The sequence below is a fragment of the Maritimibacter sp. genome, from assembly GCF_016774595.1.
GTDB classification, from domain to species: Bacteria; Pseudomonadota; Alphaproteobacteria; order Rhodobacterales; family Rhodobacteraceae; genus Maritimibacter; species Maritimibacter alkaliphilus.
Genome location: NZ_JACBWT010000001.1, coordinates 1775213 through 1802027, shown reverse-complemented (window position 1 = coordinate 1802027; position 26815 = coordinate 1775213). Strand labels below are relative to the sequence as shown.

Genomic DNA, 26815 nt, shown 5'->3' with positions numbered 1-26815 from the left:
CAAGCCAACGGGAGGTTCCCATGCCCTATCGCGCCCCGGTCGCCGATTTCCAATTCCTGCTCGATCACGTCGTCGGCTTCGAGGCCGTCCCCGCGACCGAAAAATTCGCCGAGGCGACGGCCGATACCGTGACCGCGATCCTGACCGAGGCGGGAAAGCTGGCGGATGAGGTGATCGCACCGCTTCAGCGCAACGGCGACCTTCAGGGCGCGGTGCTCGAAAACGGCGTGGTCCGTTCGAGCCCGGGCTTCAAGGAAGGCTATGAAGCGATGGCCGAAGGCGGCTGGATCGGCATTTCCGGCGATCCGGAATACGGCGGCATGGGGCTGCCCTTCACCCTGACCGCCAGCGTCAACGACATGATCGCGGGCGCCTGCCTTGCCATCGGGCTGAACCCGCTTCTGTCGCAGGGCCAGATCGAGGCGCTCGAAGCCCATGCGTCGGACGAACTCAAGGACTTGTACCTGCCCAAGCTGACCAGCGGCGAATGGACCGGGACGATGAACCTGACCGAACCGCAGGCGGGCTCGGACGTGGGCGCATTGACGACCAAGGCGGTGCCGAACGGCGACGGGACTTTCGCGATTACCGGGCAGAAGATCTATATCTCTTGGGGCGATCACGACATGGCCGAGAATATCTGCCACCTCGTCCTCGCCCGTCTGCCCGACGGGGCGCCGGGCACGAAGGGCATCAGCCTCTTCATGGTGCCGAAGTATATCCCCGACGAGAACGGCAATCCCGGCAAGGCCAACGACCTGCGCGTCGTGTCGCTGGAGCACAAGATGGGCCTGCACGGCTCGCCCACCTGCGTCATGAGCTACGAGGGCGCGACCGGCTGGATCGTGGGCGAGGAACACGCCGGCATGGCCGCGATGTTCACCATGATGAACAACGCCCGCCTCAACGTGGGCGTTCAGGGTGTCGGCGTGGCCGAGGGTGCCTATCAGCACGCGCTCGCCTATGCGCTGGACCGCAAGCAGGGCAAGACGCCCGTCGAGAACGGCACCGGCACCATCGCGGATTTTGCCGACGTGCGCCGGATGCTGGTCCAGATGCGTGCCGAAACCTATGCCGCGCGTGCCATATCGCTGGCCTGTTCCACGGCAATCGACATGGCCGGGGCAACCGGCGACAAGGGCTGGAAGGCCCGCGCCGCGTTCCTCACGCCCATCGCAAAGTCCTATGGGACGGACATGGGCATCAAGGTCGCGGAACTCGGCGTGCAGGTGCATGGCGGCATGGGCTATGTCGAGGAAACCGGCGCCGCGCAGTATTACCGCGACGTGCGTGTGACCTCGATCTACGAAGGCACCAACGGCATTCAGGCGATGGACCTCGTCGCGCGCAAGATGATGGACGGGGGAGACATGGCCTTCCGCCTGCTGGACGAGATCGAGGGAACGGCGGAAGGCGCGCGCGAAACGCTCGGGGAACTGGCCAAGCCTGTCTGGGAAGCGGCCGAAACCCTGCGTGAGGCGACCGAATGGCTGGTCGAGCAGGACCTGCAAACGCGCTTTGCGGGGGCCGTGCCCTATCAATCGGCTTTCGCTCGGGTTCTGGGGGCTTATTATCACCTCAAGTCGGCGATCGCGGAGGAGGGCCGGGGGCCCCGCACCGCCTTGGCCGCGTTCTATATCGAGCGGCTTCTGCCCGACCACGCGTCGTCGCTGGAGCAGGCGCGGGCCGGAGCGGAAGGGCTCTATGCCCTTTCGGTCGAGGATCTGGCGGTTTGAACGTGCATCTGAGTTTTCCATGGGAGACGGCGCCCGACATCGGTGAAGCCGTCGAAGTCGCGGACGGGGTTCTCTGGTTCCGCCTGCCGCTGCCTATGAAACTCGACCATGTGAATGTCTTCGCCTTCGACGAGGGCGATGGATGGACGCTGATCGACACGGGGTTCGATTCGAAAAAGACCCGTGCGATCTGGGAGGGCCTGTTGGCCGGACCCCTCGGCGGCAAGCCGATCAAGCGCCTGATCGTCACGCATCACCACCCCGACCACATCGGGCTGGCCGGCTGGTTCCAGCGCGAACATGGCGCCGAACTCGTCACCACCCGCACCGCGTGGCTCATGGCCCGGATGCTCAGGCTCGACGAGCACGAAAAGCCGGTGGACGAGACATTGGCGTTCTGGCGGTCCGCCGGGATGGACCGCGCGATCTACGAACAACGGGCACGCGAACGTCCCTTCAACTTCGCGGATGTGGTGGCCGAGCTTCCGCTCGGCTTCACGCGCGTCAAGGAAGGCGACACGATCACCTTCGGGGGCCGGACGTGGGACGTGCGCATCGGCAACGGACATGCGCCGGAGCACGCGACCTTCTGGTCGCAGGACGACAACCTCGTTCATGGCGGCGATCAGCTTCTCGCCACCATCAGCCCCAATCTCGGCGTCTATGCGACCGAGCCCGAGGCCGACCCGGTGGGCGAGTGGCTGGAAAGCTGCCGCAAGCTCATTCATTTCGCCCGTGACGAACAGCTGGTCCTGCCGGGCCACAAGCTGCCCTACAAGGGTCTGCCGACCCGGATGCGCCAGTTGATCCAGAACCACCACTCGGCGCTGGAGCGGCTCGAAGCCTACCTCGACACGCCGAAAACCGCGGTAGAGTGCTTCCCGGCGATCTTCAAGCGCACCATCGGCGAAGGGGAATACGGCCTCGCGCTGGTCGAGGCGCTCGCCCACCTCAACCACCTGTTCCAGACCGGCAAGGTCACGCGCACCCGGCGCGACGACGATGCGTGGCTGTGGCAGGCGAAAGGGGGCCGCGCGTGAGCGTGAGCGCGATCGGAGAGAAGAAACATCCGCGCCGCGCCGTCGCCCGGTGTTCGGACCACGACGCACCGACCGCCGAAGAGACACCGCTTCCTCCATCGGTCGCCGACACGCCGCCCGAGGACAAGAGTCCGGCGGAATGGGCCTATCAGCGCATCATCCTTTATATCCAGAACTTCGAAGAGCAGCTCGACAACGAGCATGAGGTCGCGATGGGCTTTACCGGCTCGGATGCGGGCGTGCTCAGGATCGAAGGGATCGGGTATTTCGACCCCGACATAGTGACCTTCTACGGCACGGATTTGACGGGCACGAAGACCCAGCTCGTCCAGCACGTCAGCCAGCTCAACGTGATTCTCAGGGCGATGCCCCGGGAAAAGGGAGAAGACGAACCCTATCGCATCGGCTTTCGTCTTGCCGCCGACCTTGAACGCGACGCGGGCGCTACACCGGGCGAAGAATAAGGCATTTGCGCCCATCGCGGCGTGACAGGCCCGCCGAAATCGTCTAATCGACAGCGCGAAACACGGCTGACGAGGGATCAAATGGCTGAACACAAGCACGGCTCGATGGACATTCGGGTGCAGGAAAAGACCTTTGAAGGGTTCATGAAATTCACCGTCCGTTCGGTGATCGCGATCATCGTGGTTCTGATCCTTCTCGCCATCGTCGGCGCCTGAGGAACCGCCGGGCCCTCTGGCCCGGCCTTTTCATTTTCAGACAGGGTGGTTCTGACCATGCGCCGCATCCTTCTTTCGATCATTCTCCTTTTCGGGCTCGCCGCCTGTGCGGCTGAAAGCAAATGGGCTTCGACCGAAGAGGTGACGCGCGCCACTTACGTGCACAACGGTCCGCCGATGATCTCGCTGTTCACGGTGGTCGGTCGCAACAACGGTCAGGGTGGCCATGCGGCGCTGATGATCAACGGGTCGCAGCGCATCCTGTTCGATCCGGCAGGCACCTGGTATCACCCCCAGATCCCCGAGCGGAACGACGTGCATTTCGGGATTTCGGAACCGGCGGTCGAGTTCTACATCGACTACCACGCCCGCATCACGTGGGACGTCTATCGCCACGACATCATCGTAAGCCCCGCCGTCGCCGAAAAGGCGATCCGGCTCGTGCAGGAATACGGCGCCGTGCCCAAGGCGATGTGCACGCAGGCGGTGACCGCCGTGCTGCGCCAGCTTCCGGGCTTCGAGAGCATCGGGTCGACGCTGTTCCCGGTCGCCGCGATGAAGGACTTCAAGGCGCTTCCCGGCGTGACCGAGCGGTTCTATCAGGACGACGATCCGAACGACAACGACTACATCCTCGCGCCGCACGTCTGAGGCGGGCGAGGAACGGGACGAGGCCGGGCGATCTGTCCGGCCTTTTCGTTTTGCGGGTTTTGCCCGGACATCCCAGCGGTTAACAGGGCGCCATGAGAACCTATGCTATCGGCGATATCCACGGGCAGCTTTCCGAACTCGAGCGCGTGCACGATCTGATCGAACGCGACCGCGTGGCCTGCGGCGACCGGGACGCGCCTGCCGTTCACATCGGTGACCTGTGCGACCGGGGGACCGCCACGGCAGGGGTGATCGACTATCTGATGCAGGGCTTGGCCTCCGGTGCGCCGTGGGTCGTTCTGACCGGCAACCATGACCGCATGATGACGGCGTTCCTCGAACCCACGCCGCGCACGCCCGACCGGCTGCTCGCGGGTCTTCACTGGCTCGACGAACGTCTGGGGGGCCGGGAAACGCTGGCCTCCTATGGCGTCGATACGGACCAGCCGATCGAAGCCCTGCACGCCGATGCCGTCGCGCGTGTGCCCGCGCGGCATGTCGATTTTCTGAACGACCTTCCCGTCACCTATGAACGCGGCGAGTGCTTCTTCTGTCATGCAGGCGTGCGCCCCGGTGTTCCGCTGGCCGATCAGGTCGAGGACGACCTCGTCTGGATACGCGAGCCGTTCCTGTCGTCCACCGACGACCACGGCAAGCTTATCGTCCATGGTCACACGCCCGCCGATGTCGCGACGCATTACGGCAACCGGCTGAACATCGACAGCGGCGCGGGCTATTTCCGCCCCATGAGCGCCGTCGTGATCGAGGGGCGCGAGGCATGGCTGCTGACCGAGGGCGGGCGAGCCGTGCTGCCCCGTGGCTAGGACGCCCCGCCATCTGCTGTTGCCGCCCTTCGAGCACCCGCTGCTCGACTGGTGGGCCGAGGACTATGACCACGTTTTCATCGCGTTCAATCCGTTCTTCCGTGTGCCCGGCTACACGCCGCAAACCGCGGCCTATGGCCCGATCCACGCGAACCGCGGTGAGTTCGACGACATAGGCGAGTTGATCGACAATCCGCCCGTGCGCGAGAACGAGGCCCCCGAAGGGTTCGAGATCAGGATCAAGGAGCGCGGACAGCCCGTCAGGTGGGACGAGGTTCAGCGCGACATCGGCGCGTCCGACTTCAACACCTTCGCGCGCACCGCATGGCTCTGGACGCTGGAGGCGAAGCGGCCGGACATCGACCGCGTGATGGCCGCATCGCTCGACGGTTTGGCCCATTATGGCCTCTATCCGCCCGAAGAGGACACGTTGCCTGTGGTGATGGAACCGATGATCCACCGCTACCTGACCGCGCTAGGGATCGACGACGTGACGATCTGGTCCGAGTTCCGGGATGCGTCCGAAGAGATCGACGTGGCCGAGTTCAGCCGCACCAACCCGCCGGTCCGGCTTGAGGAGCATTTCGTCTCGGCCATTTCCTGCGACGATCCGAAGATCCTGATCGCATGGGCCCATGACGGTGTCGAAGCCTTCGTCGCGATGCCGGACGCGGTGCGCCGCGCCGCGCCGCCCGAGCGGTTCTTCGAAGGCCGCTATGCCGGGATCGACACCCATGTCGACTGGCTGAACCCGCACGACTTTTTCGCCCGGAAAACCTCGCGCACGAGCTGACATGTCAAAAAAAGGCCCCGGCGTTTCCACCGGGGCCTCGGTCCTCGAAAGAGGTCCGCCTTACTCAGCGTCTTCTTTCTTTTTCTTTTCTTCCGGCGGCAGTTCCGCGCCGGTTTCCTGGTCGACCATCTTCATGGCGAGGCGGACCTTGCCACGGTCGTCGAAGCCCAGAAGCTTGACGTAGACTTCCTGACCTTCCTTCAGCACATCCGACGGATGGTTCAGGCGGCGGTTTTCGATCTGGGACACGTGGACCAGACCGTCACGCTTGCCGAAGAAGTTCACGAAGGCGCCGAAGTCGACGATCTTCACGACCTTGCCCTTGTAGACCTGACCCTCTTCCGGCTCGGCCACGATCGCGTGGATCATGTCATAGGCCTTCTGGATCGAGTCGTTGTTGGGCGAGGCGATCTTGATGACGCCGTCGTCGTTGATGTCGACCTTGGCACCGGACACTTCCACGATCTCGCGGATGACCTTGCCGCCCGACCCGATCACTTCACGGATCTTGTCGGTGGGCACCGTCATCGTCTCGATGCGCGGGGCGTGGGCCGAGAACTCGGTGCGGCCAGCCGACAGCGCCTTGTTCATCTCGCCAAGGATGTGCATCCGGCCGTCTTTCGCCTGAGCGAGGGCCTTTTCCATGATCTCAGGCGTGATACCGGCGACCTTGATGTCCATCTGGAGCGAGGTGATGCCGTTTTCCGTACCGGCCACCTTGAAGTCCATGTCGCCCAAGTGATCCTCGTCGCCAAGGATGTCGGTCAGCACGGCGTAGGAGCCGTCGTCTTCCAGCACCAGACCCATCGCCACACCGGCGACCGGAGCCTTCAGCGGCACGGCGGCGTCCATCATGGACAGCGAGCCACCGCAGACCGACGCCATCGAGGACGAGCCGTTCGATTCGGTGATCTCGGACACGACGCGGATGGTGTAGGGGAAGTCGGTCGCAGCCGGCAGAACCGCCTGAAGCGCACGCCAGGCCAGCTTGCCGTGGCCGATTTCGCGGCGACCCGGCGAACCCACGCGGCCCACTTCACCGACCGAATACGGCGGGAAGTTGTAATGCAAGAGGAAGTTCGACTTGTAGGTGCCGGTGAGCGCGTCGATCATCTGCTCGTCGTCGCCGGTGCCCAGCGTGGTCACGACCAGACCCTGCGTTTCCCCACGGGTGAACAGCGCCGAGCCGTGTGTGCGGGGCAGAAGGCCGACTTCGGCGAGGATCGGGCGAACCTGATCCAGCGCACGACCGTCGATCCGCTTGCCTTCCTTCACGACCGAGCCGCGCAGAACGCTGGACTCGAGCTTTTTCAGCGCGGTGCCGAGCGAGGGGTCGGCCAGTTGCTCTTCCGACAGCGAGGCTTTGATCTCTTCCTTGGCGGCAGCAACGGCGGCCACACGCTCCTGCTTGTCGGTGATGGCATAGGCGGCGCGCACCTTGTCTTCGCCAGCGGCTTTGACGGCCTCGAAGATCGCGGAATAGTCCGGCGCGGCGAAGTCGAACGGCTCTTTCGCGCTGTCTTCCGCCAGATCGATGATGAGGTCGATGACCGGCTGGATCTGCTCGTGCGCAAAGGTCACGGCGCCCAGCATTTCGGCTTCCGTCAGCTCGTAAGCTTCGGATTCCACCATCATCACGGCGTCTTTCGTGCCGGCGACGACGAGGTCCAGACGCTGGTCCGGGTTGTTGCGCAGGTCGTGCATGTCGTCGCAGGTCGGGTTCAGGACGTATTCGCCATCCTCATAACCCACGCGGGCACCGGCGATCGGACCCATGAACGGCGCGCCGGAGATGGTGAGCGCGGCCGACGCGGCAATCATCGCGACGATGTCGGGATCGTTGACGAGGTCGTGGGACAGAACCGTGCACATCACGAGCACTTCGTTCTTGAAGCCCTCGACGAACAGCGGGCGGATCGGACGGTCGATCAGGCGCGCGGTCAGCGTTTCCTTCTCGGTCGGGCGGGCTTCGCGTTTGAAGAAGCCGCCGGGGACTTTACCGGCCGCGTAGTATTTCTCTTGGTAATGAACCGTCAGCGGGAAGAAGTCCTGGCCTTCTTTCTGCTGCTTGGCGAACGTCACGTTCGCCATGACCGACGTTTCGCCCAGCGTGGCGATCACGGTTCCGTCGGCCTGACGGGCAACCTTGCCCGTTTCCAGTGTCAGCGTCTCTTCGCCCCACTGGATGGATTTTTTCACTTCGTTGAACATGTAGCGTATCCTTATGGGAGCACTCCCGGCCCTCCGGGTCTCCCGTTGTCATGGCGGCCCCATTGCCGCCGACCCCTCTACCTTTTCATGCGCCGGGGTCAGAGCGTCACGTCTCAGATGGACGCGCCATACAGGAAAACGCCCACATTTGAAAGGTCAGAAACGCGAGGGGTCTTGTGGCGCGGCAAATGAACCTGTTGCGCGGTCCTGCCGTAATGTCTGACAGTCAAAGCCGGGACGCGCAGGTTGGGAGGTTGTGATGCACTACGTTTGGGCAGGCGCGCTTGCGCTGATCTTTTCCGTGTCCGCCGCATTGGCCGAGCCGGTGAAATACGTGCTGGACGCCGCGAATTCGGTCGTCAGCTACGAGGTCGGCTTCGGGCAGGACAAGATCACGGGACGTATGCCGATCAAGTCCGCCGACGTGACGCTCGATTTCCAGCGGAACGCCAACAGCAACGTGGCCGTCGTGCTGAATGCCGCCGGGGCGAGCTCCAGCTTTCCTTTCGCGGAGCAGGCTTTGAAAGGCCCCAAGGTTCTGGCAACCGGGCAGTTCCCCGACCTCGTCTTCAGATCGTCGGCGTTCCGGATCGGCACCACGACCGCCGAAGTCGATGGGCAGGTGACGATCCGGGGCGTCACCCGGCCCATCCGGCTGTCGGCGCAGGTGTTTCGCCAGCAGGGCACCGATCCGGGCGATCTGTCCAAGATGTCGGTGCACATATCCGGCGCGGTCAACCGTTCGGAGTTCGGCGCGAACGGGTGGAGCGACATGGTTTCGGACCGCGTGGTGATTCAGATCGTCGCCCGGCTGAACCGGGCAGGCTGAAGTGATCGGGAACGATCCGGACCGGTTCGGTCTGTTGACCCGCCTGATCCACTGGATCACGGCGCTCCTCGTGATCGGGATGCTCGGCTTCGGCACCTATATCGCGCGGATGCAGGTCGATATGTCGAACTTCCATCTGTTCGGCTGGCACAAGACCGTCGGCATAGTCCTGCTGGCTCTGATCGTCCTGCGCATCCTCTGGCATCGCCTCTCGCCGCCCCCGCAGCCGATGGCCACGGTGCCGGGCTGGCAACGTCGGCTCGCGAAAGGCGCGCATATCGCGCTTTACGGTCTCTTGCTGGCGGTGCCTCTGACCGGCTGGATCGCGAGCGCGGCGACGGGGATCGACGTGGTGATATTAGGAACCGTGACGCTTCCACGCATCGCGCCCGTCTCGCAAGCCTGGGAGAACGGGTTCTTCGCCGCGCACGGCGCGCTCACCAAACTGCTCGCCGCCGTAGTTCTGCTTCACATCGCAGGCGCGCTTCATCGGTCGGATGGCACGCTTCGCCGGATGGTGTCGGGCAAGACCGGACCGAACGAAAAACGCCCGCTCGGTTGAGCGGGCGCTTCGGGTTCGCGGGGAACCGAAAACCTTAGCGGCGGATGCCGAGGCGTTTGATGAGGTCCTGATAACGGCCCTCGTCCTTGCCTTTGAGGTAGTCGAGAAGCTTACGACGCTGGGCGACCATCATCAGAAGACCACGGCGGGAGTGGTTGTCCTTTTTGTGGGTCTTGAAGTGCTCGGTCAGCGTGGAAATGCGCTTGGTCAGGATCGCGACCTGAACTTCGGGCGAACCGGTGTCGCCGTCTTTCGTCGCGAATTCCTTGATAAGGCTGTTCTTCTCTTCAGCAGTGATCGACATCGGGGTCTCCTTCAGAGTTAAGGGTTATGGCGCAAGCCGGGATGTCGTCCAGCAGGGCCCGTGGAGTGCGGACAGGTCCGCAGATGCGGGCGTATAGGGGGAATCGCCCAGCAAGGAAAGGCTTTTGTTACTCGGCGTCCGGCGCGGTGATGCCGAAGTCGCCCCGGTCGATCCCATCGTCACCTGCGGGCTGTCCGCCGGGCGAGGGGTTCTCTTCCGCCGCCGCCTCGTCATCCGTCTCATCCGCGCTGGCCGGTTCTTCGCCTGTTTCCTCGGCGATCCCGTAGCTTTCCGCGTTGTCCGCGTCGATCTCGCGGGCGATGTCGGCGGCCCAATCCCCGATGATCGGGATAAAGTCGATCTGGGCGAGCAGATAGGCGGCGACCGAAACCAGAAAGGTTGCGCCCAGGACAGATCCCAGCCCGAAGGCCAGACCCCGAAACAACTGGAACAGCCCGAGTTTCCACAGATTGTCGTGCAGCCGGATATAGCGATGCCCGTTCAACTTCGCGACCTCGGCGCGCAATCCGTCGATTTCGTCCGCGATATCGCTGTATCGGTCGTTCTCGGCCATGTGCTCCCCTTCCCGATCACGGTAGGCCGGGCATCCGCGGCTCACAACCGGGTGTTAATGTTGAATTCTTCCTATTTTGGCCCGCCGCGCATCGGTGTTCGTGCTATGTTCGGTCGTCTGCCGGAGTTACCCGGCGCTTGGGGGCCTTGCCGCGGTGCTGCTGACGTTTCCGCCCGGGGTCATTGATCGGTATTGTCATGGGTGTCGTGCTCATCCTTCTCGGCCTGTTGCCGCTTCTGTTCCTCGGAGATGTCTTTCCGGGGGCGGGCGACGATGCGTCAGGGGATGACGAAGCAGAGGCCGACGAAGCCCCGCCCAAAAGCCTCGCCTCGCTTCTCGACGATGAAACCGCCAATGGCGGCACCTCACCCCTGAAACCGATCACCGACGATCCCGACCCCTATGCCGGTGCCGAGGTCGACCCCGACACGATCCTCACCCCGAACGAAGACGACGAGGCGCCGGTGATCGATGAATGGGTGGACCCTGCGACCGTGCTCGACCCTGTCGATGTGCCCGGTGAAGGCGGGGTCGGCGGGGATGGGAGCACGTTGCAGCACCTTATCGAGCGCGAATCCGACTTCAGCATCGGTCCCGGCTGGCTTGGCGATCAGGTCTCGGACACGCAGGATTACCTGCTGGACGACGAAGCATCGCTTGTCGTGCTGCCGCAGGATGGCGCGGGCGAGGGTTCGCTCGACACGTTCGACGGGACTCCGATCATCGACACCGAGGGGGCTTTGACGGTCGTCGATGGCGCCGGCGGTGACGACACGATCGTGCTCGGGAATGCGGCAACCTATGCCTTCGGCGGTGACGGGGACGACCAGCTTGCAGCCACGACAGGCACCGCCGCCCTGTTCGGCGGGGCGGGCGAAGATGTTCTGTCAGACGGCCCGATGCCCGCCTTCATGGACGGTGGCGCGGGCGACGACACGCTGCTCGGCGGCACGGACGACGACCTGTTGTTCGGCGGGTCGCATGACGACGCGGGTGCCGACACCTCCGACGACGACTGGATCGACGGCGGCGCGGGCAACGACCGGATCGCGGGCGGCTATGGTGCCGATACACTGTTCGGCGGCAGCGGCGACGACATCATCGACCATAATGGCAGGGTGGAGGAGGAGGTTGCTTGGGAACGCCACGCCTTCGGCTGGCACGTCGACGGTGCGTCCGATTCGCTCGACGGTGGCGCGGGCGACGACTTGCTCATCATGGATCGCCACGACACAGCGACGGGCGGCGAAGGGCTCGATACGTTCTGGGTCTACCATGACGCAGGCGAAGGCATCGGGGCCGCCGAGGTCATGGATTTCGAACCCGGCCTCGATTTTCTGCGCGTGTCTTTGAACCCGGAGCTTGACCATGGCGACCTGACCGTCACTGTCGCGCCCTCGCCGGACGGTCTCGACGCGCAGGTGTCGGTCGACGGTCAGATCGTCCCGATCCTGCGGGGCGCGGTCGATGCGACGGCCTCCGACGTGCTGGTCGATGTGACGCCCGACATCTTCGCCTGACCCTTCGTCGCCATCAAAGCCAGGAACCGCAGGCGGCGCGCGGCGGTTTGTCTTTCGCAATCGAAACTCCGGACACTGACCGGGAGAAAGGGCGAAATGGCGGACCTGACATGCGACGTCGCGGTGATCGGGGCGGGAACGGCAGGAATCGCCGCGGAACGCAGCGCGCGCGCACAAGGGGCCAAGACGCTTCTGATCGACCCGGATTTCGCCGGAACGGTCTGCGCCAACGTGGGCTGCATGCCGTCGAAACTGCTGATCGCTGCGGCGCACCGCGCCCATGACGCGCGGACGGCTGGGCTTTTCGGTGTGTCAACGTCGGTGTCCGTGGACGGCGCCGCCGTTATGGCGCGGGTCCGGGCCGAACGCGATGCCTTCGCCGCCGCGACCCGTGCGGGTTTCGACGATCTGCCGGATGGCACCTGCATCCGGGCAAAGGCGCGCTTCACCGGACCGGGCGAGCTTTCGCTCGACGATGGACGAAAGGTCGCGGCGAATGCCATCGTCATAGCCACCGGATCGGACCCCATGGTCCCGCCGCCCTTTCGCGACATCGGCGGGGATCGCGTGCTGACCAACCGGACGGTGTTCGAACAAGCCGACCTTCCCAAAAGCCTCGCCGTGATCGGGGCGGGTGCCATCGGCATCGAACTGGCTCAGGCCTTCGCGCGCCTCGGCGTCCGTGTGGGCGTGTTCGACCAAGGCGACACGATCGCCGGGGCCCGGTGTGATGCGATCCACGACGCGCTGAAGGCGGAACTCACCAAGGACATGGACCTTTTCCTTGGCGTAGACGTGAAGCCCGAGGCCGTGGCGGGCGGCATTCGCCTTGTCTGGGACGGCGGCGACGACACGTTCGACCGCGTGCTCGTGGCGACAGGGCGCCCGCCGTCGCTCGACGGGCTCGACCTGTCCGCGTCGGGGCTTCACCTCGACGACAACGGGCTGCCGGACGTCGACCCGGAAACGCTCCGGTGCGGTGACAGCGCGATATTCTTGGCAGGGGATGCGAACGCGAACCGGCCCGTCCTGCACGAGGCATCGACAGAGGGCGCCGTAGCCGGGCGCAACGCGGCGGCCTTTCCGGACCTCACCCACGCCACACGGTCCCCCCGGTTCACGATCACCTTCACCGATCCGCCGCTCGTCTCGATCGGGCAGGGGCCGGACGACAGCGCGCAGATCGGCACCGCCGACTACACCGATCAGGGGCGCGCCAAGGTCGAAGCGCGCAATGTCGGGCTCGCCCAGCTCTACGCCGCCGCCCCGGACGGACGACTGATCGGGGCCGATCTGTTCTGCCCCGGCGCCGATCACCTTGGCCATCTCATCGCCTGGGCGGTGGATGCGGGCATGACGGCGAGCGACCTATTGTCGAAACCGTTCTACCACCCCACGGTCGAAGAAGGGCTGCGCGGTGCGTTGCGCGAAATCTGCCGTGCCGTTCCGCTCGACCTGCCGGGTGATCGCGACACCGGCAATCCACCCGGGATCTGACCCGGACCGCGCAACCGGTTTCTGCGGCGCGGAATTCAGGCTTGAACCGGCGTCACGTTGCGGTGCAGACATGATCCCGACATGCTTGGGCGCTATTTTACACATTTGATTGAGCCGACGTACAATCGCGCCGTCGAAGATACTTACCGGGCGCGCCCGGTGCGCAAGGACGGGTGGGACGAATGAAGGTTGAAGAGACGAAAATACCCGGTGTCTTCGTCTTCACGCCGGAGCGATACGGCGACGCCCGCGGCTTCTTCGCCGAAACGTGGAACCGCCGCCAACTGGCCGAGGCCGGCGTCGATATCGACTTCGTTCAGGACAATCATTCGGTGTCGGCCACGGCGGGCACGCTTCGCGGCCTCCACATGCAGACCCCGCCTTTCGCGCAGGACAAGCTGGTGCGGTGCGGGCGCGGGCGGCTGTTCGATGTGGCCGTGGACATCCGGGCCGACAGCCCGACGTTTCGCCAATGGGTCGGGGTCGAACTGAGCGCCGAGAACGGCAAACAAACTTTCGTACCGCGTGGGTTCCTCCATGGGGTTCTGACACTCGAGCCTGACACTGAGGTTATTTACAAGGTCTCAGACTACTTTGCGTTAGAATGCAGTCGAGCGGTTAGGTTCGATGACCCTGACCTCGCCATCGAGTGGCCGCTATCCGAGCCGCCGATCCTCTCGAAGAAAGACGCGACTGCGCCTTACCTGTCGGAGCTCGATAACCCCTTTCGTTTCATGGGAACGAATTGAAGATCCTCGTCACGGGCGGCGCTGGTTTCATCGGGTCCGCCGTGGTGCGCCTTGCGATTTCGCGCGGGCATCAGGTCGTGAACCTCGATGCGCTGACCTATGCTGCCTGTCTCGACAACGTGGCCTCGGTGGCCGATGCGCCGGGATACGCCTTCGAACAGGTCGATATCCGCGACAGGCCCGCGCTCGACCGCGTCCTGTCCGATCACCGCCCGGATGCGATCATGCATTTGGCCGCCGAAAGCCATGTCGACAGGTCCATCGACGGCCCCGCGACCTTCATCGAAACGAATGTCATGGGCACCTTCAACCTGCTCGAAGCGGCCAGATCGTATTGGGACGGGCAGGGGCGCGACCCGGCGTTCCGGTTTCACCACATCTCGACGGACGAGGTGTTCGGGTCGCTTGGCCCCGAGGGGCAGTTTACGGAAGAAACGCCGTATGACCCCCGGTCGCCTTATTCGGCGTCCAAAGCCTCGTCCGATCACCTCGTCCGCGCGTGGCACGAAACCTATGGTCTGCCGGTCGTTCTCACGAATTGCTCGAACAATTACGGCCCCTATCATTTCCCAGAGAAGCTGATCCCCATTGTCATCTTGAAAGCATTGGCGGGCGAGCCGATCCCGATCTACGGCGATGGGTCGAACGTGCGCGACTGGCTTTATGTCGAGGATCATGCCGACGCCTTGCTTCTGGTTCTCGAAAAGGGCGCGATTGGCCGCGGCTACAATATCGGCGGCGAAAACGAACGCTCGAACCTCGACCTCGTGCGCACGCTTTGCACGATTCTCGACCGGATGGCGCCGAAAGAGGGCAGCTACGGCGACCAGATCACCTTCGTCGCGGACCGCCCGGGCCACGATGCCCGCTATGCCATCGATCCGACCCGCATCCGGGACGAGCTGGGCTGGCGCCCCTCGGTGACGGTCGAGGAGGGGCTTGAAAAGACGGTGCGCTGGTATCTCGACAACCGCGACTGGTGGCAGGCGCTTCTGGATCGCGATGGGGTGGGACGACGGCTGGGAGCGGGCGTTTTTGAGCTTGGCGTGTGAACGTATATCCCATCCGCACCATCAACTCAGGACCGCAATTCTCAAGTGCTGACGCCTTGGACAGTCGACGTTGATGCCCATGAACTACGGCCGTCGTCGGGGGACAGAAAAGCTTGGGGAAGAAGGCAAGGTCAGCTAGGCGCGATGGCGGACCTATCGATGTCGCCTGTGGTCAAAGAGACCGGACTGGCACGGCCTTTGGGCTGCGCTGAAGCGAACCATTCTGCCGACATTGCGCCGTTGTGCAGCTTACCTGGCGCAGAACTCGCCATTTGATATCTGCGGCGTACCGGGGCAGATTATGATTGGGACTAGGTGCTCGGCATTTGAGCTTGGTTGGTATCCGGATTCGTGAGGCCGAAGAGGGCAGGCGGCGTGGGTTATGGTGTGAAGCTGAGGGTTTGGGGCGATTACGCATGCTTCACGCGACCGGAATTCAAGGTAGAAAGGGTGTCCTACGACGTCATGACGCCGTCTGCTGCCCGAGGAATACTTGAGGCCATTCATTGGAAGCCCGCAATTCGGTGGGTCGTAGATCGCATTGTGGTTTTGAACGAGATACGGTTCGAGTCTCTGCGGAAGACGGAAATCTCATCGAAAGTGTCGTGGAAGACGGCCCGTCGTGCCATGGCTTTGCAGGATCCAGCACTGGTCGCGCAAGACGCCTCCAGCCAAAGACAACAGCGCAGAGCCTTAGTGCTGCGAGATGTTGACTATGTGATTGAAGGGCATTTCGAGATGACCGGAAAGGCAAAGAACGACTCTGCCGCACAACACGCAGAAACGTTTCGTCGGCGTGCCCGAAAGGGGCAGTGTTTTCAGAGACCCAGCCTCGGATTGAGGGAGTTTGAAGCAAATTTCGATTTGATCGAAGAAACACCGATGTCTCAGGTCAGAGGCCGGCAGGATCTCGGTTGGATGTTATACGACCTTGACTATGCGCATGAGTGCCGAGCAGTTCTGTTTAAGGCCGAGTTGGTTGACGGTGTTCTGGATGTCGCGGCCGCACGTGTTGCCGGGGACCTGCGTTGACTGTGCTCTCCTCCTTGGCGAGACTTTACCAGCGCTTGCGAGCCGCCGGTGATGTACCTCCTTTTGGATATACGCGAGAACGCATCTCTTGGTCGCTCCGCATCGACGAGCACGGCATGCCAGTGCAGTTGATCGACAGAAGGCGAGTGATCGAAGACGGCAAAGTGCCTGTTCTGGAAGACGTACCGGCTGGAGAGCGGACGGCGGATATCAAACCAAAGTTGTTCTGGGATCGTGGGACATACGTTTTCGGAAGCGCAGGTACGTCTGCCGTGAAGAACGGCGAGGATCAGAACAATAGTACCAAACTTCGCTCGCGAACGGAGGCAGAGCACCAAGCATTTGTGGACTTTCACAGAAATGTTCTGAAAGGGGCCAGCGATCCAGCATTGATTGCATTTCGGCGGTTCGTGGACAGCTGGTCTCCTGAAATGTTCGCGCGGATGGGCTTTGATGAAAGTGCATTGACTTCGAATATCGTCTTCGAGGTTGATTTTGGCGAGGGACCACAGTTCATTCACGATCGACCAGAGGCGCGGGCGATCGTAGAGAGCCGGTCTTCAGGACCCCTTGGGACCTGTTTCGTGACAGGAGAAACCACGCCAATTGAAAGGCTTCACCCTCGCATAAAGGGCGTCTTGGGCACCAAGGGGTTTGGTGCCTCTTTGGTGTCTTTCGCTGAGCCGGTGTCAGAGTCCTTTGGGTTCAGGCAAAGCGAGAATGCGCCGATTTCTTCTTCGGCGGCCTTCACATCAGCCGCCGCGTTGAACAGCCTGCTCTCACGTGAGTCTCAAAACCGATTATTGCTGGGTCCCTGCTCAGTAGTGTTCTGGGCTGACACGGACTGCCCTATGGAGGCGGATGTCATTGAGCCCATGGTGCGAAAAGGTCTGAAGGGATCGAAAGAGTACACGTCCTCGCAGGCTGTGGATGATGATGTAGCCCAAATGTGGGAGCGAATGGGTTCTTTGACCACGCAGTGCCGGGATGTCGTTGTTTGCATACTCGTTCTGTCAGCAAACGCAGGTCGGCTTTCCGTTCAATACTGGTACAAGGCCAAGATTTCGGAATTCCTAGTTGCGTTGGAGAGCCTTCGAGCCGATCTCGCCCTAGACCAAGCGCATTGGTTAAAAGGCCCGGCCGCGAGGCCGCTTCTCTTTGCTAGCGCTGCACGTACAAACGGTCGGGTTAGAAGCGACGCGATCGGCCCCGCGCTCGTGACCGCCTTATTGCAGGGTGTTTTGAACAGGCGTGCGGTTCCCCGTTCGTTCGTGGCACGAACTCTTGCAAGCATCAGGGTTGATGGCGAAATCAGCGATCAACGTGCGGCGGTCTGCAAAGCTTATGTGAACCGCGAGAGTTCAAGTCATCCTTTGCCGAAGAAGCTATCGGACGAAATTGAGGATGTATCCTACAATCTAGGCCGGCTGTTCGCGGTGTTGGAAAGCGTTCAGCTTGTGAACAACTCGCGTTTGGGAAACTCATTCGTCGGGCAGGGGTTCGCGCGTGCAGCGGGGTCGCCCGCGGCCACGTTTCCGCGACTGATAACGGTAGCTCGAGCCAAACTGGATACCTTCGATGACGCGCGAGATAAAGCGCGTTTCTCGTGGGTCGAAACCGAGTTGAAGAACGTGATGGAGCGTTTGCCTAGCGATCTCCCAGCGCATCTGGCCCTCGAAGATCAGGCACGATTTGTAGTCGGATACTTCCAGCAAAGGTGGACCAAGCGTGACCGGATCGAAGGTGCTGCAAGCATTGAGGCATGACGAACGAGATGGACAGGAAAAATTGACTGCGCTCAAGAACCGATATGATTTCGTTTTCTTCTTTGACGTGACCAACGGAAATCCCAATGGGGACCCCGACGCCGGCAACATGCCGCGCTTGGACCCAGACACAAACCACGGACTGGTGTCCGACGTTGCGATAAAAAGAAAGGTCCGCGACTACGTGATGACCGCCCACGAGGGCGAGCCGGGACACGACATTTACCTGAAAAACAATATCGTGCTCAACGAACAGCACGAGAGAGCTTACAACGCTTTGGGTGTTGCGCCACGTGCCAAACCTACCCGCGGGGGGTTGGAAGAAACGATCCAATTGCAGAAATGGATGTGCGAGACCTTTTTCGACATCCGGACATTTGGCGCAGTGATGACTACAGAAGTGAATTGCGGTCAGGTGCGGGGGCCTGTTCAGATCACTTTCGCGCGGTCCGTAGAAGAAATCACGCCGATGGAGGTTTCAATAATCCGATCATCGGTCACAAACCGGAAGGATCGAAGCAAAGGACGGACGATGGGCCGTAAGTTCATTGTACCGTACGGGCTCTACTGTGCACATGGATTCGTTAACGCGAAACTGGCTGAAAAGACCGGATTTTCTGACGCGGACCTCACCCTGCTTTGGACGGCATTGCGCGATATGTTTGAGCTCGAGCGGTCCGCATCGCATGGGGAAATGGTCTCGCGCCAATTGATAGCGTTTCGACATGAAAGCGCGCTGGGCAATGGCCGGTCCCACGAATTGTTTGATCTCGTGAAAGTTGGCCGCCGTGTTGGCTCTGAAGTTAGGGACATAGGCGAGGCAAGAAAGTCGGCCGCAACTCCGGCCCGTGGTTTTGCCGACTACGAGGTCTCTGTCGATCGCGGCGCCGTTCCCGCAGGCGTTTCGGTTTTGGACGTGTTTTGAGTCTTGGTTAGCCAAACGCGACCTGAACCTGCGGCAAACGCGGAATTGCAAGGCAATGAGCGTCGGATCAATTGCGTTGCCGCACAACGATGTTTTTGGGAGAGTGCCGGGCTAGGTGCGAATTTTCAGTTGGCTTGGACGATCCCTCGGTCCGACTTGGCAACGACGAGCTTTCGGCCACACAAATCCCTCTTGGCCTGCGGTAGCCCTAGCCTTAACCTTGAGTCGTCGACTGCAGCAGCGGATGTGGATTGAAAGTGAATTCAGGGTGACTCTTCGTTCACGCGGTCTATATGGTCGTGTTGAAAGAGAAATGCACGGGGCCGGGGTCAGAGTTTGAGTGACTCCGGTCTTGTTCGCCGAAGTCGCCCAGTGATCTTGATTCATGCCAAGAACAGCGGAAGGGCGACGACCTTGGTCATATGAGGCGAGCTCGATGTCCAGTCAGTCGCGCTCATCAACTTCCGGGCCAATTGGATCAAGTCCTGAATGTGTCTTGGCGTCTTCCAGTGCAAAATCGACAAGCGCTACAAGTTTACGTGGAATGACCCGTCCAGCGAGCTGCGCAAGGCTGACTGTTTGGGATTCCCACGCATAATCCTGAAGAACTTGGACGAGTTCGCCAGACTGCACCTTGGCGAGGGCTGCGAACTCCGGCGTGTAGGCCAAGGCCACACCCTCCACGGCCAGATCAAGCACGGAGCGCGTCGAGTTCACTCGATATGCCACTTTGACCGGAACGGACCCCTCCTTGTCGTCCTGCTTGAAGTGCCACCGTCGCGTGCTTGGACGCGTAGAATCCCCCAGGCACGAATGCATGGAGAGGTCCGCAATGGAATGTGGCGTGCCGTGTTTGTCGAGATAGGACGGGCTTGCAAAGACGCCAAATTGAAACCGACCCAATAACCGAGTTTCAAGGAGCCGCGGGTCTGTACGCCCTATGATAAAGGCTAGATCTATGCCGTCCTCTGCAAGCTCTGCTGGTTTGTCCGAAAGTTTAAGGTCAACCATTATGCCAGGATACTGTCGCGTGAAGCGTCCCAAGAGGCCCGTGACATACGTCTCTCCGAACAAGATCGGCGCGGAGACACGAATGTCGCCGCTCATTTGATGCGCCTCTTCTGAAACCTCCGAAATCAAGTCATCGAAGTCATCCAACAGCTTTGGCGCGCGAGACAACAGAACTTCCCCAACTGGTGTCAGGCCGACGCGTCGGGTGGTTCGCTGAAACAGTCGAACGCCAAGCCTTTGCTCAAGTTCGGCGACGTATCTCGCGGGCAAACGGTGTGATACCCCGAGTTCTTCACCGGCGGCCGTGAACGACCCCGTCCGCGCGGTGGCAACGAAGGCTTTCAATTGATCAATTACGTCCACAGTGCCTGCCCCAAACGATCGCCGATTAGGAATACAACGTCCGAAATTCTGCCAGCCGACGCAAGATGTTAACCGATCACATCCGGCCTCTGGCGAATTGCAATGCCAATGCCCGTCAGAGGCAAATTCGATCCCGGCCTCGACGGCCGACCTGTTCCTTGCCTTTGTTGGCCAAACGCAAGACGCTCAGGCTCGCAAGTGATATGATGGCTTCTCGCAGATCGTCATCGCGTGCGCGAGCCTATCTGCTGCGTAGTAGATACCTGTGCGAGAGCCAACGCACGACACCAAGTGTGAATGGTTCCGAATAACCTCGGATTGCTCAAAAGGACTTCTGGGACGTTTTTGAAACATCGGAAGCCCCAATCATGCGCTAGAGGCGCAAGAAAATCCACAGAGGGTTACGCCTTCAAGTGGCTTGTTCAATTGAGGCGCGAATCCCGACGCGTCATGCGTAGCTAAACCCGGCCCGCAGCCAGCGGGCACCGTGCGCGACTGCAGGACAGTTGGGGGACGTGGCTCCTTTCAAGGGGCCACGCCCGGAATTCAGAAACTGTAGCCGACGCCCAGTTTGAAGTCGGTGCGAGAGCGCGTCATGCCTGCGCCCATGACCCGCACAACCTCGCCGCGCACAAGATAACGATCCGCGATGGCGTATTCCGCCCCGGCCCCGAAATCATAGATGAAGCCGACACCGCTGGACATGAAGCCAACACCGCCTTTGGCATAGAACATAAAGTCCGAAGTCGGCATGTATCCAGCGCGGGCATTCAAAAGCCCGGTAAAGGCCGACCCTGCCGGCGCGACCACGGTCGTCGTCCAGTCGTACTGCAGCTCTGCTTCAGCGCCGAGCACAAAGCCGTTGCCGACCCCGTAATTGTATCCGGCCCAAACCCCGACCGCCCCATCAATTGCGGGTGTCGAGAAGTCGTTTTGAACGAAGGCGCCGAGATAGAAGCCGTCAAGCGACTGCGCGGCGGCATTAGTGCCGGCCACGGCACCGGTCACCGCAAAGGCGGCCGCGACCGCATATGTCTTGAGTGTACTGCCCATTTTTTTACTCCTTTCGGTCAGATGCAGGAGTCCTACGTCTGTCAAGGCAATTATGAACAATTCTTCGGTTCGAAGCAAAGCAATCGAGGGCTTACCCGCGGCTTCGATGCAAAAAGGGCGATTTTAGACCACAATTGTGGCGCGAAAACATCGCTTCGATCGACATTGTGCCAATTCAGCTATCAGATGAAGCGAAACGCGGGCACGGTTACAACGACAGGAACGCCGCAAAGTCCTGCCTATGTATCGAGTGGCCATCCTCGCTGTGTCCAGCGACCCATGCTGGTCGCAGCGACCGAGCGCGACAAAGAGCGCCTTTGATGCTGGGTCCATGACCGTTTGACGGGCGTGCAATACATGGCCAATGCATTGGGCAAACCAGAACGCCGTGTCTCCACCCGTCTCACGCGAAGCAGCGGTGGTCAATTCAACGACGGGCTTGGCGAGGAGGCCTCACTCAGTCAAACCGATAGGTGATACCGAAACCCGGAGCAAAGATTCCGCCGCCAGCGCCGCCACGCGCTGGGACATAGCGAGCGCCAACAAAGGCCGAAACCGCGCTGTCCGGCACATCCCAAAGAACACCAAATTTCGAGATCGCGCCCGCGCGCCAAGGGCCGATGAGAGACCGTGCAGGAAGATGACCCTTGTAACCATATATGAAGCCGGCATCCAGACCGGCAAACACGCCAAAGTTGCCGAGCACATCGGGCCGATACTGAGCCTCAAAACTCACACCCAGCGAGAATGCTTGCGTGTTGAAGCTGTTATCAAACGCCATTGCGCCCCATCCAACAACGAGATCAAGATCGGGGCCCAACGTATATGCGGAACTGCAACTGATTTGTCGCGCATTCGCTTCCTCATTTCCGATATTGTTGGCAGGAGACCTTATGTGAAGAAACCGGTTGTAATACTCGAGCGTGACTTGATCGCAGAATCTGAAAGGATCCGCCGTCGCAGAGCGCGGAACAGATACGCCGGCGAGAAGGCAGGCGAGACAAAACAAGAGTGCGGTCAAGGGCATCGCAGCATCAGAACCATGTTTTTGGGAGGGTCTCATCAACGGTCACATCCCATTGTAGAAGGTCGATTTCTGAACTGAACACGGCCAATCGGTCCAAATGGATGTCGCAATGTCGCTAGGGCCTGGCGCCAGAGGCAAGTGGGCGAAGTTCTTATGCGAATCAATCGGTCACGTAACATGTCAGGAGTAGTAGCCTGACCGGTAATATCCATAGCCGCCGTAGTCTTTCCCGTACCCATATTTCTTCATCTTACGGGTATCAATGCGATTGAGGGCAAACCCGTCGATCCGTTGGCCAGCCACATCGAACTGTCGCAATGCCTCTCTTACTTGTTGATGGGACGTGCTGTTCCACTGAACAACCAAGAGGGTTGCATCCGCATGCTTTGCCAACAATCGCGCGTCAGACACGAGCAGGACCGGCGGACTGTCGATCAAGATGAAATCATACGTCTCGCGCAGTGCACGCATCATGTCGCGGAACCGGTCGGAGGAAAAAGCATCACTCGAATTCGTTGACAATTTGCCCGCAGCCAGAAGGTCGAGGCCTAGATCCGGGACCGCGACGATGACCTCGTCGACCGGCTTGCCGTCGACGAGAACATCAGACAGGCCGCCGACATCGCCTTTGAGCCCGAACGCGCCAAAGATCTGCCGGCGCGCGTCTCCCTCGATGAGCAGCACCTTCTTCCCAAGGCTTGCCATGTTTTGACCGAGCGCAATGGAAAGGGTGGATTTACCCTCGCCTGGCAGAGCCGAAGTGCACATGATGACTTGCGGCGGATGATCGATGTTTGACATCAGGACCGAGGTGCGAAGATTGCGAATGGCTTCTGTCTGTGCAGACGTTGCGTTTGTCTTAAGGTATTTGAGAGTATCTTCTCTAGTTTTGCCCGGGATCAACGGAATTTGCCCAAAAACGGGGCGTCCGGAGAGACGCTCGAGCTCTTCAACGGTCCGGAAATTCTTGGTCACCATCTCGCGCAACAGCACCAGGCCTGCGCCGGTCGCAAGGCCTAAGATGATACCCAAGGCGAGTGTACGACGCTTGTTTGGCGACGAAGGATTTCGAGGAACCGGGGCGTAAGACAACACACGGCTGTCGGGTTGCTGAATGCCTTGCTGTACCGATGTCTCTTTCAAACGCGTCAGAAAGTAGGTGTAGATCGCGCGCGCGGCTTCGAGTTCTCGTTCAAGCTGTTGGAACCGGACCAAATCGGAGGATTGTACCTCGTACTGTGCCTCTTGATCGGACAGCGATCTCGAAAAGGCCGCAATACGGGTTTCAATTTGCGCAATCTGGGCTCTGACGTCATCCAACGCCTCAGAGCTTTGGTCGGGCCCAACCTCGCCGGACGGCGGATCGGAGGGGTCTGCCGCGCTCTCAGCGCGGGCAAGCTGGGTCTCAAGCCGGTTTTTTTGGGCTTCGAGTTCCAAAATGCGGGCCCGGGTCTCCTTGATACGAAGGTTATAGGCTTCGAGCGCTTCGGCGGAAACCAGCGTGGTGTTTGCGGAAAAGGCCTTGAACGCGCTTTCGGCGGCTTCCAGTTCGATCTGGAGTTGCTCCACCCGCTCGCTCAGCCAACTGGTCGCCCGTTGCGTGGCCTCAGCCTTCCAACGAATCTGATCCTCTGTGTAAAGGTCCGCCAAGGAATTAACGAGATCCGCGGAAAGCTGTGGGTCCGGTGTCACGGCCTGCAATTGGAACGCGTAACTCGAACGCACGTTCGACACGGAAACCCGGCTGAGGACCCGGTCTACCATGATGTCACGCGCCGCGTCATCGGAGAGGCCAGGACCCTCGCGCGTCATATTGGGATTGAATCGAGGATCGTCGGAAAGCCCCATGTCGTCAATGAGTTGCTGCGCAAGCGACCGCGAGCGTAGAACTTCGATTTCCGTTGCAATCGAAGCGCTGCTGTTGCTCACGCCCGTTGTCACGCTTTGAAGATCAACGACACTTTCTTCGCGGTTCTCCAAAGAAACCACGGCCCGAGCCGTGAAAAGTGGCGTTACATAGTGATCGACATAGAGCCACGCGGCGCCGCCAAACAGGAGGGCAAACGCCAACACGATCCATTTGCCACCCCAAAGGACAGAGGCGATCTGCAACAGATCGATTTCGTCATCCGCATGTTCGCCCTGCGTCTGGGTCCAGTTTGACGGCATGACCTCTTTCACCTGACGACCTCATCTTTGTCTGTCAGGCTACGTATCCCGTGTTGACGCCGGCTTGTCTAGCCGAACGGCCTCACAATTAGGCGCAGTGCGCCCGTCAGCGGCCTTCCCGTGCGACAAGGGACACAAGTGTAAGCCAGGTAATCTGGGCGTCGAGCAGGAAGGACGCCCGTCGCACATAGACCAGATCTCTTTGCGCTTTGGCAGAGGTCTGCGCCAACCCCTCGGCATAGCCAAGAGTCACTTGCGCCAGACCGCTGATACCGGGTCGGACCGCAAATCGTCCTGCGTAGTGCGGCACATGGTCAATGTAGAACTCGGCATGCTCGAGCTGATCGGGTCTGGGGCCGATGAAGCTCATCTCGCCGCGCAAAATGTTGAGGATTTGCGGCAACTCATCAAACCGAGACTGCCGCAGCCAGGCGCCCAGTGCGCCGATGCGGTGGGCATCAAGCGCCTCTGTCGCGTGACGCTCCCCCAAGCCATCCGCCGACATCGTACGGAATTTGTAGATCCGAAACGGCACGCCGTGCTTGCCGAGCCGATCCTGAGTGAACATCAAGGGACCCGGGTTGAACCGCGGATTGAGTAAAAGCAGGCCTGTGGCAATGAGCCCGACGAACGGCAGCAAGATAATTGAAAGCCCTAGATCCATAAATAGCTTCAAGGCGAGGTAGGCCTTTTGCTTGATCGGCTTTTGCCCGGTAGCATCGCGCCAAGAGGACCGACCACGCTTTTGGGATTGGCTGAGTCCCGCCTGGATTTCCTGCGCTGAACGTAAAATGTAATCTAACAAAACTTTCCCCCTATAATCCTTCCGCGCTAAAAAACACGCAATGAGAGCACCCTAAGGTGAGTCCATAAGGTCCTGCAATCTCTCAATAAGGAGGGGGTGGTATAATGCATTTTGCCGTGCCAGCGAGACGACCACCTTGTACCTGACGCGTTTTCGCGCTCTGTTGCGTGCGCGCTGACGAGACAGGCGGGCCATGTGCGCCGTCGAGCCATATCCAGTAAAGGAGATCCCAGTGAAGGTAACCGTTGTGACCGCGGTCTGGAATGCGGCGGAGACCATATCGGACGCACTGGAAAGCGTGCTCACCCAGGACCACCCGGACATTGAGCTACTCGTCATGGATGGGGGGTCGACCGATGGGACCCAGGATCGCGTGGGCGCGTTTCAGGATCCACGCCTGCGCATGGTTTCCGAGCCCGACAAGGGCATTTACGACGCGCTGAACAAGGGGTTGGCCGCCGCGACGGGCGACATCATCGGCTTTGTGCATGCTGACGATATGCTTGCCGGGCCCGCAGTGCTGTCTACTATCCTTCGTGCCTTTGAAGAAACAGGCTGTGATCTCACCTACGGCGATCTTGATTATGTGTCCGCAGCCGACACAGTACGGATCATTCGACATTGGCAGGCGGGCGACTATTCGAGGGGGAAGTTGTCCAGAGGATGGATGCCGCCGCATCCAACGGTCTACGCGCGGCGCGCTCTGTATGAGCGCATCGGCCCCTACAACACCTCCTATCGAATCGCCGCAGATTACGATGCGATCTTGCGCATGTTCAGCGCGGACGATGTCCGCGCCACATACATCCCCGAGACCCTCGTAAAGATGCGCATGGGGGGGGTGAGCAACCGAAATTTCACGGAGATTCGGCGCAAATCCCGCGAAGATCTGCGGGCCGTGCGGGAGAATGGTGTGGGCGGCGCGGCGACGATCGCAGCCAAGAACTTGCGCAAACTGCCGCAGTTCTTCCTGCGCTGACATCAAACGAGCGGCCAAATCCTCACTCCGGTTTTAGCCCCAACTGAGTGCGGTCCAGTTTGAGGCGATGGTGTTGTCCCGCGACCTCTAGGAGCACGGCCACGCGCCCATCCGGATGCGCGCGTTCCACCCGGGCGATGAAGTCCGCGAAGGGCCCATGCGCAATCCGGACGCGGCTCCCCACTGGCAGGTCATTGGCTGGCGTGTCAGGCGGTTCATCCCCGACGCAAAAGGCGCGCAGCGCCTTGACCAGATCATCGGGCACACGCGCAGGGCGGCCGGCGACGACGACTCGCCGCAACACTCCGATGGTATGGCCAATGGCGCTTGGCGGCGCAGACCCGGGCGCCTCGCGCACGAAGAGGTACCCGGGAAACAAGGGGCGTTGGCGCGAGACGAATCGCGGCCCCCGGCGTTGCGTGACGCGGGTCATCGGAAGGAACACGTCAAACCCTTGCCGGGTCAAATGCCGCTCCGCAATCAAATGACTGTTGGCCTTGGTCTGCGCCAGATACCAATCTCCCATTGTCATCTGTTCACTCATCACACAGGGTCCTCCTACAGCGCGTTCAGGCCTGTCGGCGCCACCCATGAAACATGTGAGACGGACGGCGGCAACTGGCGACGTCGCACGCGCAGAAAATCCATTGTAATTCGGCCAGA

The 26815-nt window shown here is 61.0% G+C and carries 26 protein-coding genes; 17 read left to right on the top strand and 9 right to left on the bottom strand.

All coding sequences use genetic code 11. From position 1 onward, the window contains the following. Nucleotides 1-20 precede the first annotated feature (20 nt). From HOY44_RS09205 to HOY44_RS09175, 7 genes are all read left to right on the top strand, one after another. Nucleotides 21-1736 carry an acyl-CoA dehydrogenase gene (locus HOY44_RS09205; RefSeq protein ID WP_287434453.1) on the top strand — a complete coding sequence of 572 codons (1716 nt, stop codon included), beginning with the start codon at nucleotides 21-23 and terminating at the stop codon, nucleotides 1734-1736. After that, the gene (locus tag HOY44_RS09200) at nucleotides 1733-2776 is read left to right on the top strand and encodes an MBL fold metallo-hydrolase (protein WP_008332018.1); all 1044 of its coding nucleotides are present in this window, start codon (nucleotides 1733-1735) and stop codon (nucleotides 2774-2776) included. Before HOY44_RS09205 ends, HOY44_RS09200 begins: the two co-directional genes overlap by 4 nt. A 2-nt stretch (nucleotides 2777-2778) precedes the next feature. Beyond that, entirely contained in the window at nucleotides 2779-3240 is a 462-nt protein-coding gene (locus tag HOY44_RS09195; RefSeq protein WP_502710693.1) for a DUF6173 family protein, read from the top strand. An 81-nt stretch (nucleotides 3241-3321) separates the two neighbouring features. Further along, nucleotides 3322-3456 carry an aa3-type cytochrome c oxidase subunit IV gene (locus HOY44_RS09190; RefSeq protein WP_008332009.1) on the top strand — a complete coding sequence of 45 codons (135 nt, stop codon included), beginning with the start codon at nucleotides 3322-3324 and terminating at the stop codon, nucleotides 3454-3456. 57 nt (nucleotides 3457-3513) lie between these two features. Beyond that, nucleotides 3514-4107 (top strand): hypothetical protein, encoded by a 594-nt coding sequence (locus tag HOY44_RS09185; protein ID WP_008332007.1) that lies wholly within the window; start codon nucleotides 3514-3516, stop codon nucleotides 4105-4107. A 92-nt stretch (nucleotides 4108-4199) separates the two neighbouring features. Further along, nucleotides 4200-4931, top strand: coding sequence for a metallophosphoesterase (locus HOY44_RS09180; RefSeq protein ID WP_287434448.1), 732 nt, complete (start codon nucleotides 4200-4202; stop codon nucleotides 4929-4931). Beyond that, a complete protein-coding gene (locus HOY44_RS09175; RefSeq protein ID WP_287434446.1) occupies nucleotides 4924-5724 on the top strand; it encodes a DUF2711 family protein in 801 nt (266 codons plus the stop codon). Before HOY44_RS09180 ends, HOY44_RS09175 begins: the two co-directional genes overlap by 8 nt. A 60-nt stretch (nucleotides 5725-5784) precedes the next feature. Here the strand turns inward: HOY44_RS09175 and pnp are convergent, their stop codons facing one another. After that, nucleotides 5785-7935, bottom strand: a complete 2151-nt coding sequence (gene pnp, locus HOY44_RS09170; protein ID WP_287434444.1) for a polyribonucleotide nucleotidyltransferase — start codon at nucleotides 7933-7935, stop codon at nucleotides 5785-5787. A gap of 259 nt (nucleotides 7936-8194) precedes the next feature. Here pnp and HOY44_RS09165 point away from each other — a divergent pair, with 259 nt between their 5' ends. Together HOY44_RS09165 and HOY44_RS09160 are read left to right on the top strand one after the other, a co-directional pair. After that, nucleotides 8195-8764 carry a YceI family protein gene (locus HOY44_RS09165; RefSeq protein ID WP_287434442.1) on the top strand — a complete coding sequence of 190 codons (570 nt, stop codon included), beginning with the start codon at nucleotides 8195-8197 and terminating at the stop codon, nucleotides 8762-8764. Nucleotide 8765: 1 nt separating this feature from the next. Beyond that, nucleotides 8766-9326, top strand: a complete 561-nt coding sequence (locus tag HOY44_RS09160; protein WP_287434440.1) for a cytochrome b — start codon at nucleotides 8766-8768, stop codon at nucleotides 9324-9326. A 34-nt stretch (nucleotides 9327-9360) separates the two neighbouring features. Here the strand turns inward: HOY44_RS09160 and rpsO are convergent, their stop codons facing one another. Beyond that, nucleotides 9361-9630 (bottom strand): 30S ribosomal protein S15, encoded by a 270-nt coding sequence (rpsO, locus tag HOY44_RS09155; protein ID WP_138422440.1) that lies wholly within the window; start codon nucleotides 9628-9630, stop codon nucleotides 9361-9363. Nucleotides 9631-9757: 127 nt separating this feature from the next. After that, nucleotides 9758-10204, bottom strand: a complete 447-nt coding sequence (locus HOY44_RS09150; protein ID WP_008331994.1) for a DUF5665 domain-containing protein — start codon at nucleotides 10202-10204, stop codon at nucleotides 9758-9760. A gap of 197 nt (nucleotides 10205-10401) precedes the next feature. Between HOY44_RS09150 and HOY44_RS09145 the strand changes: the two genes are divergently transcribed. From HOY44_RS09145 to cas7c, 7 genes are all read left to right on the top strand, one after another. Beyond that, on the top strand, nucleotides 10402-11724 hold the full coding sequence (locus HOY44_RS09145) for a calcium-binding protein (protein WP_287434436.1): 1323 nt from the start codon (nucleotides 10402-10404) through the stop codon (nucleotides 11722-11724). 96 nt (nucleotides 11725-11820) lie between these two features. Further along, on the top strand, nucleotides 11821-13221 hold the full coding sequence (locus tag HOY44_RS09140; protein ID WP_287434434.1) for a dihydrolipoyl dehydrogenase: 1401 nt from the start codon (nucleotides 11821-11823) through the stop codon (nucleotides 13219-13221). A gap of 182 nt (nucleotides 13222-13403) precedes the next feature. Then, complete coding sequence (rfbC, locus tag HOY44_RS09135) at nucleotides 13404-13970, top strand: dTDP-4-dehydrorhamnose 3,5-epimerase (RefSeq protein WP_287434432.1); 567 nt, start codon at nucleotides 13404-13406, stop codon at nucleotides 13968-13970. Next, entirely contained in the window at nucleotides 13967-15022 is a 1056-nt protein-coding gene (gene rfbB / locus HOY44_RS09130) for a dTDP-glucose 4,6-dehydratase (protein ID WP_287434430.1), read from the top strand. Before rfbC ends, rfbB begins: the two co-directional genes overlap by 4 nt. A 351-nt stretch (nucleotides 15023-15373) precedes the next feature. Continuing rightward, the gene (cas5c, locus tag HOY44_RS09125) at nucleotides 15374-16054 is read left to right on the top strand and encodes a type I-C CRISPR-associated protein Cas5c (RefSeq protein ID WP_353806635.1); all 681 of its coding nucleotides are present in this window, start codon (nucleotides 15374-15376) and stop codon (nucleotides 16052-16054) included. Between the two features lie 2 nt (nucleotides 16055-16056). Next, entirely contained in the window at nucleotides 16057-17820 is a 1764-nt protein-coding gene (gene cas8c / locus HOY44_RS09120) for a type I-C CRISPR-associated protein Cas8c/Csd1 (protein WP_287434743.1), read from the top strand. Next, the gene (gene cas7c, locus HOY44_RS09115) at nucleotides 17783-18745 is read left to right on the top strand and encodes a type I-C CRISPR-associated protein Cas7/Csd2 (RefSeq protein ID WP_502710687.1); all 963 of its coding nucleotides are present in this window, start codon (nucleotides 17783-17785) and stop codon (nucleotides 18743-18745) included. Before cas8c ends, cas7c begins: the two co-directional genes overlap by 38 nt. 444 nt (nucleotides 18746-19189) lie before the next feature. Here cas7c and HOY44_RS09110 read toward each other — a convergent pair whose 3' ends face one another. From HOY44_RS09110 to HOY44_RS09090, 5 genes are all read right to left on the bottom strand, one after another. Continuing rightward, nucleotides 19190-20119, bottom strand: a complete 930-nt coding sequence (locus HOY44_RS09110; RefSeq protein WP_287434427.1) for a LysR family transcriptional regulator — start codon at nucleotides 20117-20119, stop codon at nucleotides 19190-19192. 546 nt (nucleotides 20120-20665) lie between these two features. Beyond that, a complete protein-coding gene (locus tag HOY44_RS09105; RefSeq protein ID WP_287434425.1) occupies nucleotides 20666-21172 on the bottom strand; it encodes an outer membrane protein in 507 nt (168 codons plus the stop codon). A 457-nt stretch (nucleotides 21173-21629) separates the two neighbouring features. Further along, nucleotides 21630-22193: a hypothetical protein gene (locus HOY44_RS09100; protein WP_287434423.1), complete on the bottom strand. Its 564-nt coding sequence runs from the start codon at nucleotides 22191-22193 to the stop codon at nucleotides 21630-21632. A gap of 186 nt (nucleotides 22194-22379) precedes the next feature. Continuing rightward, nucleotides 22380-24380 (bottom strand): GumC family protein, encoded by a 2001-nt coding sequence (locus tag HOY44_RS09095; RefSeq protein ID WP_287434421.1) that lies wholly within the window; start codon nucleotides 24378-24380, stop codon nucleotides 22380-22382. A gap of 94 nt (nucleotides 24381-24474) precedes the next feature. Continuing rightward, nucleotides 24475-25173 carry a sugar transferase gene (locus tag HOY44_RS09090; RefSeq protein WP_287434419.1) on the bottom strand — a complete coding sequence of 233 codons (699 nt, stop codon included), beginning with the start codon at nucleotides 25171-25173 and terminating at the stop codon, nucleotides 24475-24477. A gap of 232 nt (nucleotides 25174-25405) precedes the next feature. On the opposite strand from HOY44_RS09090, the gene HOY44_RS09085 reads away from it, so the two are divergent. After that, complete coding sequence (locus tag HOY44_RS09085; RefSeq protein WP_287434417.1) at nucleotides 25406-26152, top strand: glycosyltransferase family 2 protein; 747 nt, start codon at nucleotides 25406-25408, stop codon at nucleotides 26150-26152. Between the two features lie 22 nt (nucleotides 26153-26174). Here the strand turns inward: HOY44_RS09085 and nusG are convergent, their stop codons facing one another. Then, nucleotides 26175-26696 carry a transcription termination/antitermination protein NusG gene (gene nusG / locus HOY44_RS09080; protein ID WP_287434415.1) on the bottom strand — a complete coding sequence of 174 codons (522 nt, stop codon included), beginning with the start codon at nucleotides 26694-26696 and terminating at the stop codon, nucleotides 26175-26177. Nucleotides 26697-26815 lie beyond the last annotated feature (119 nt).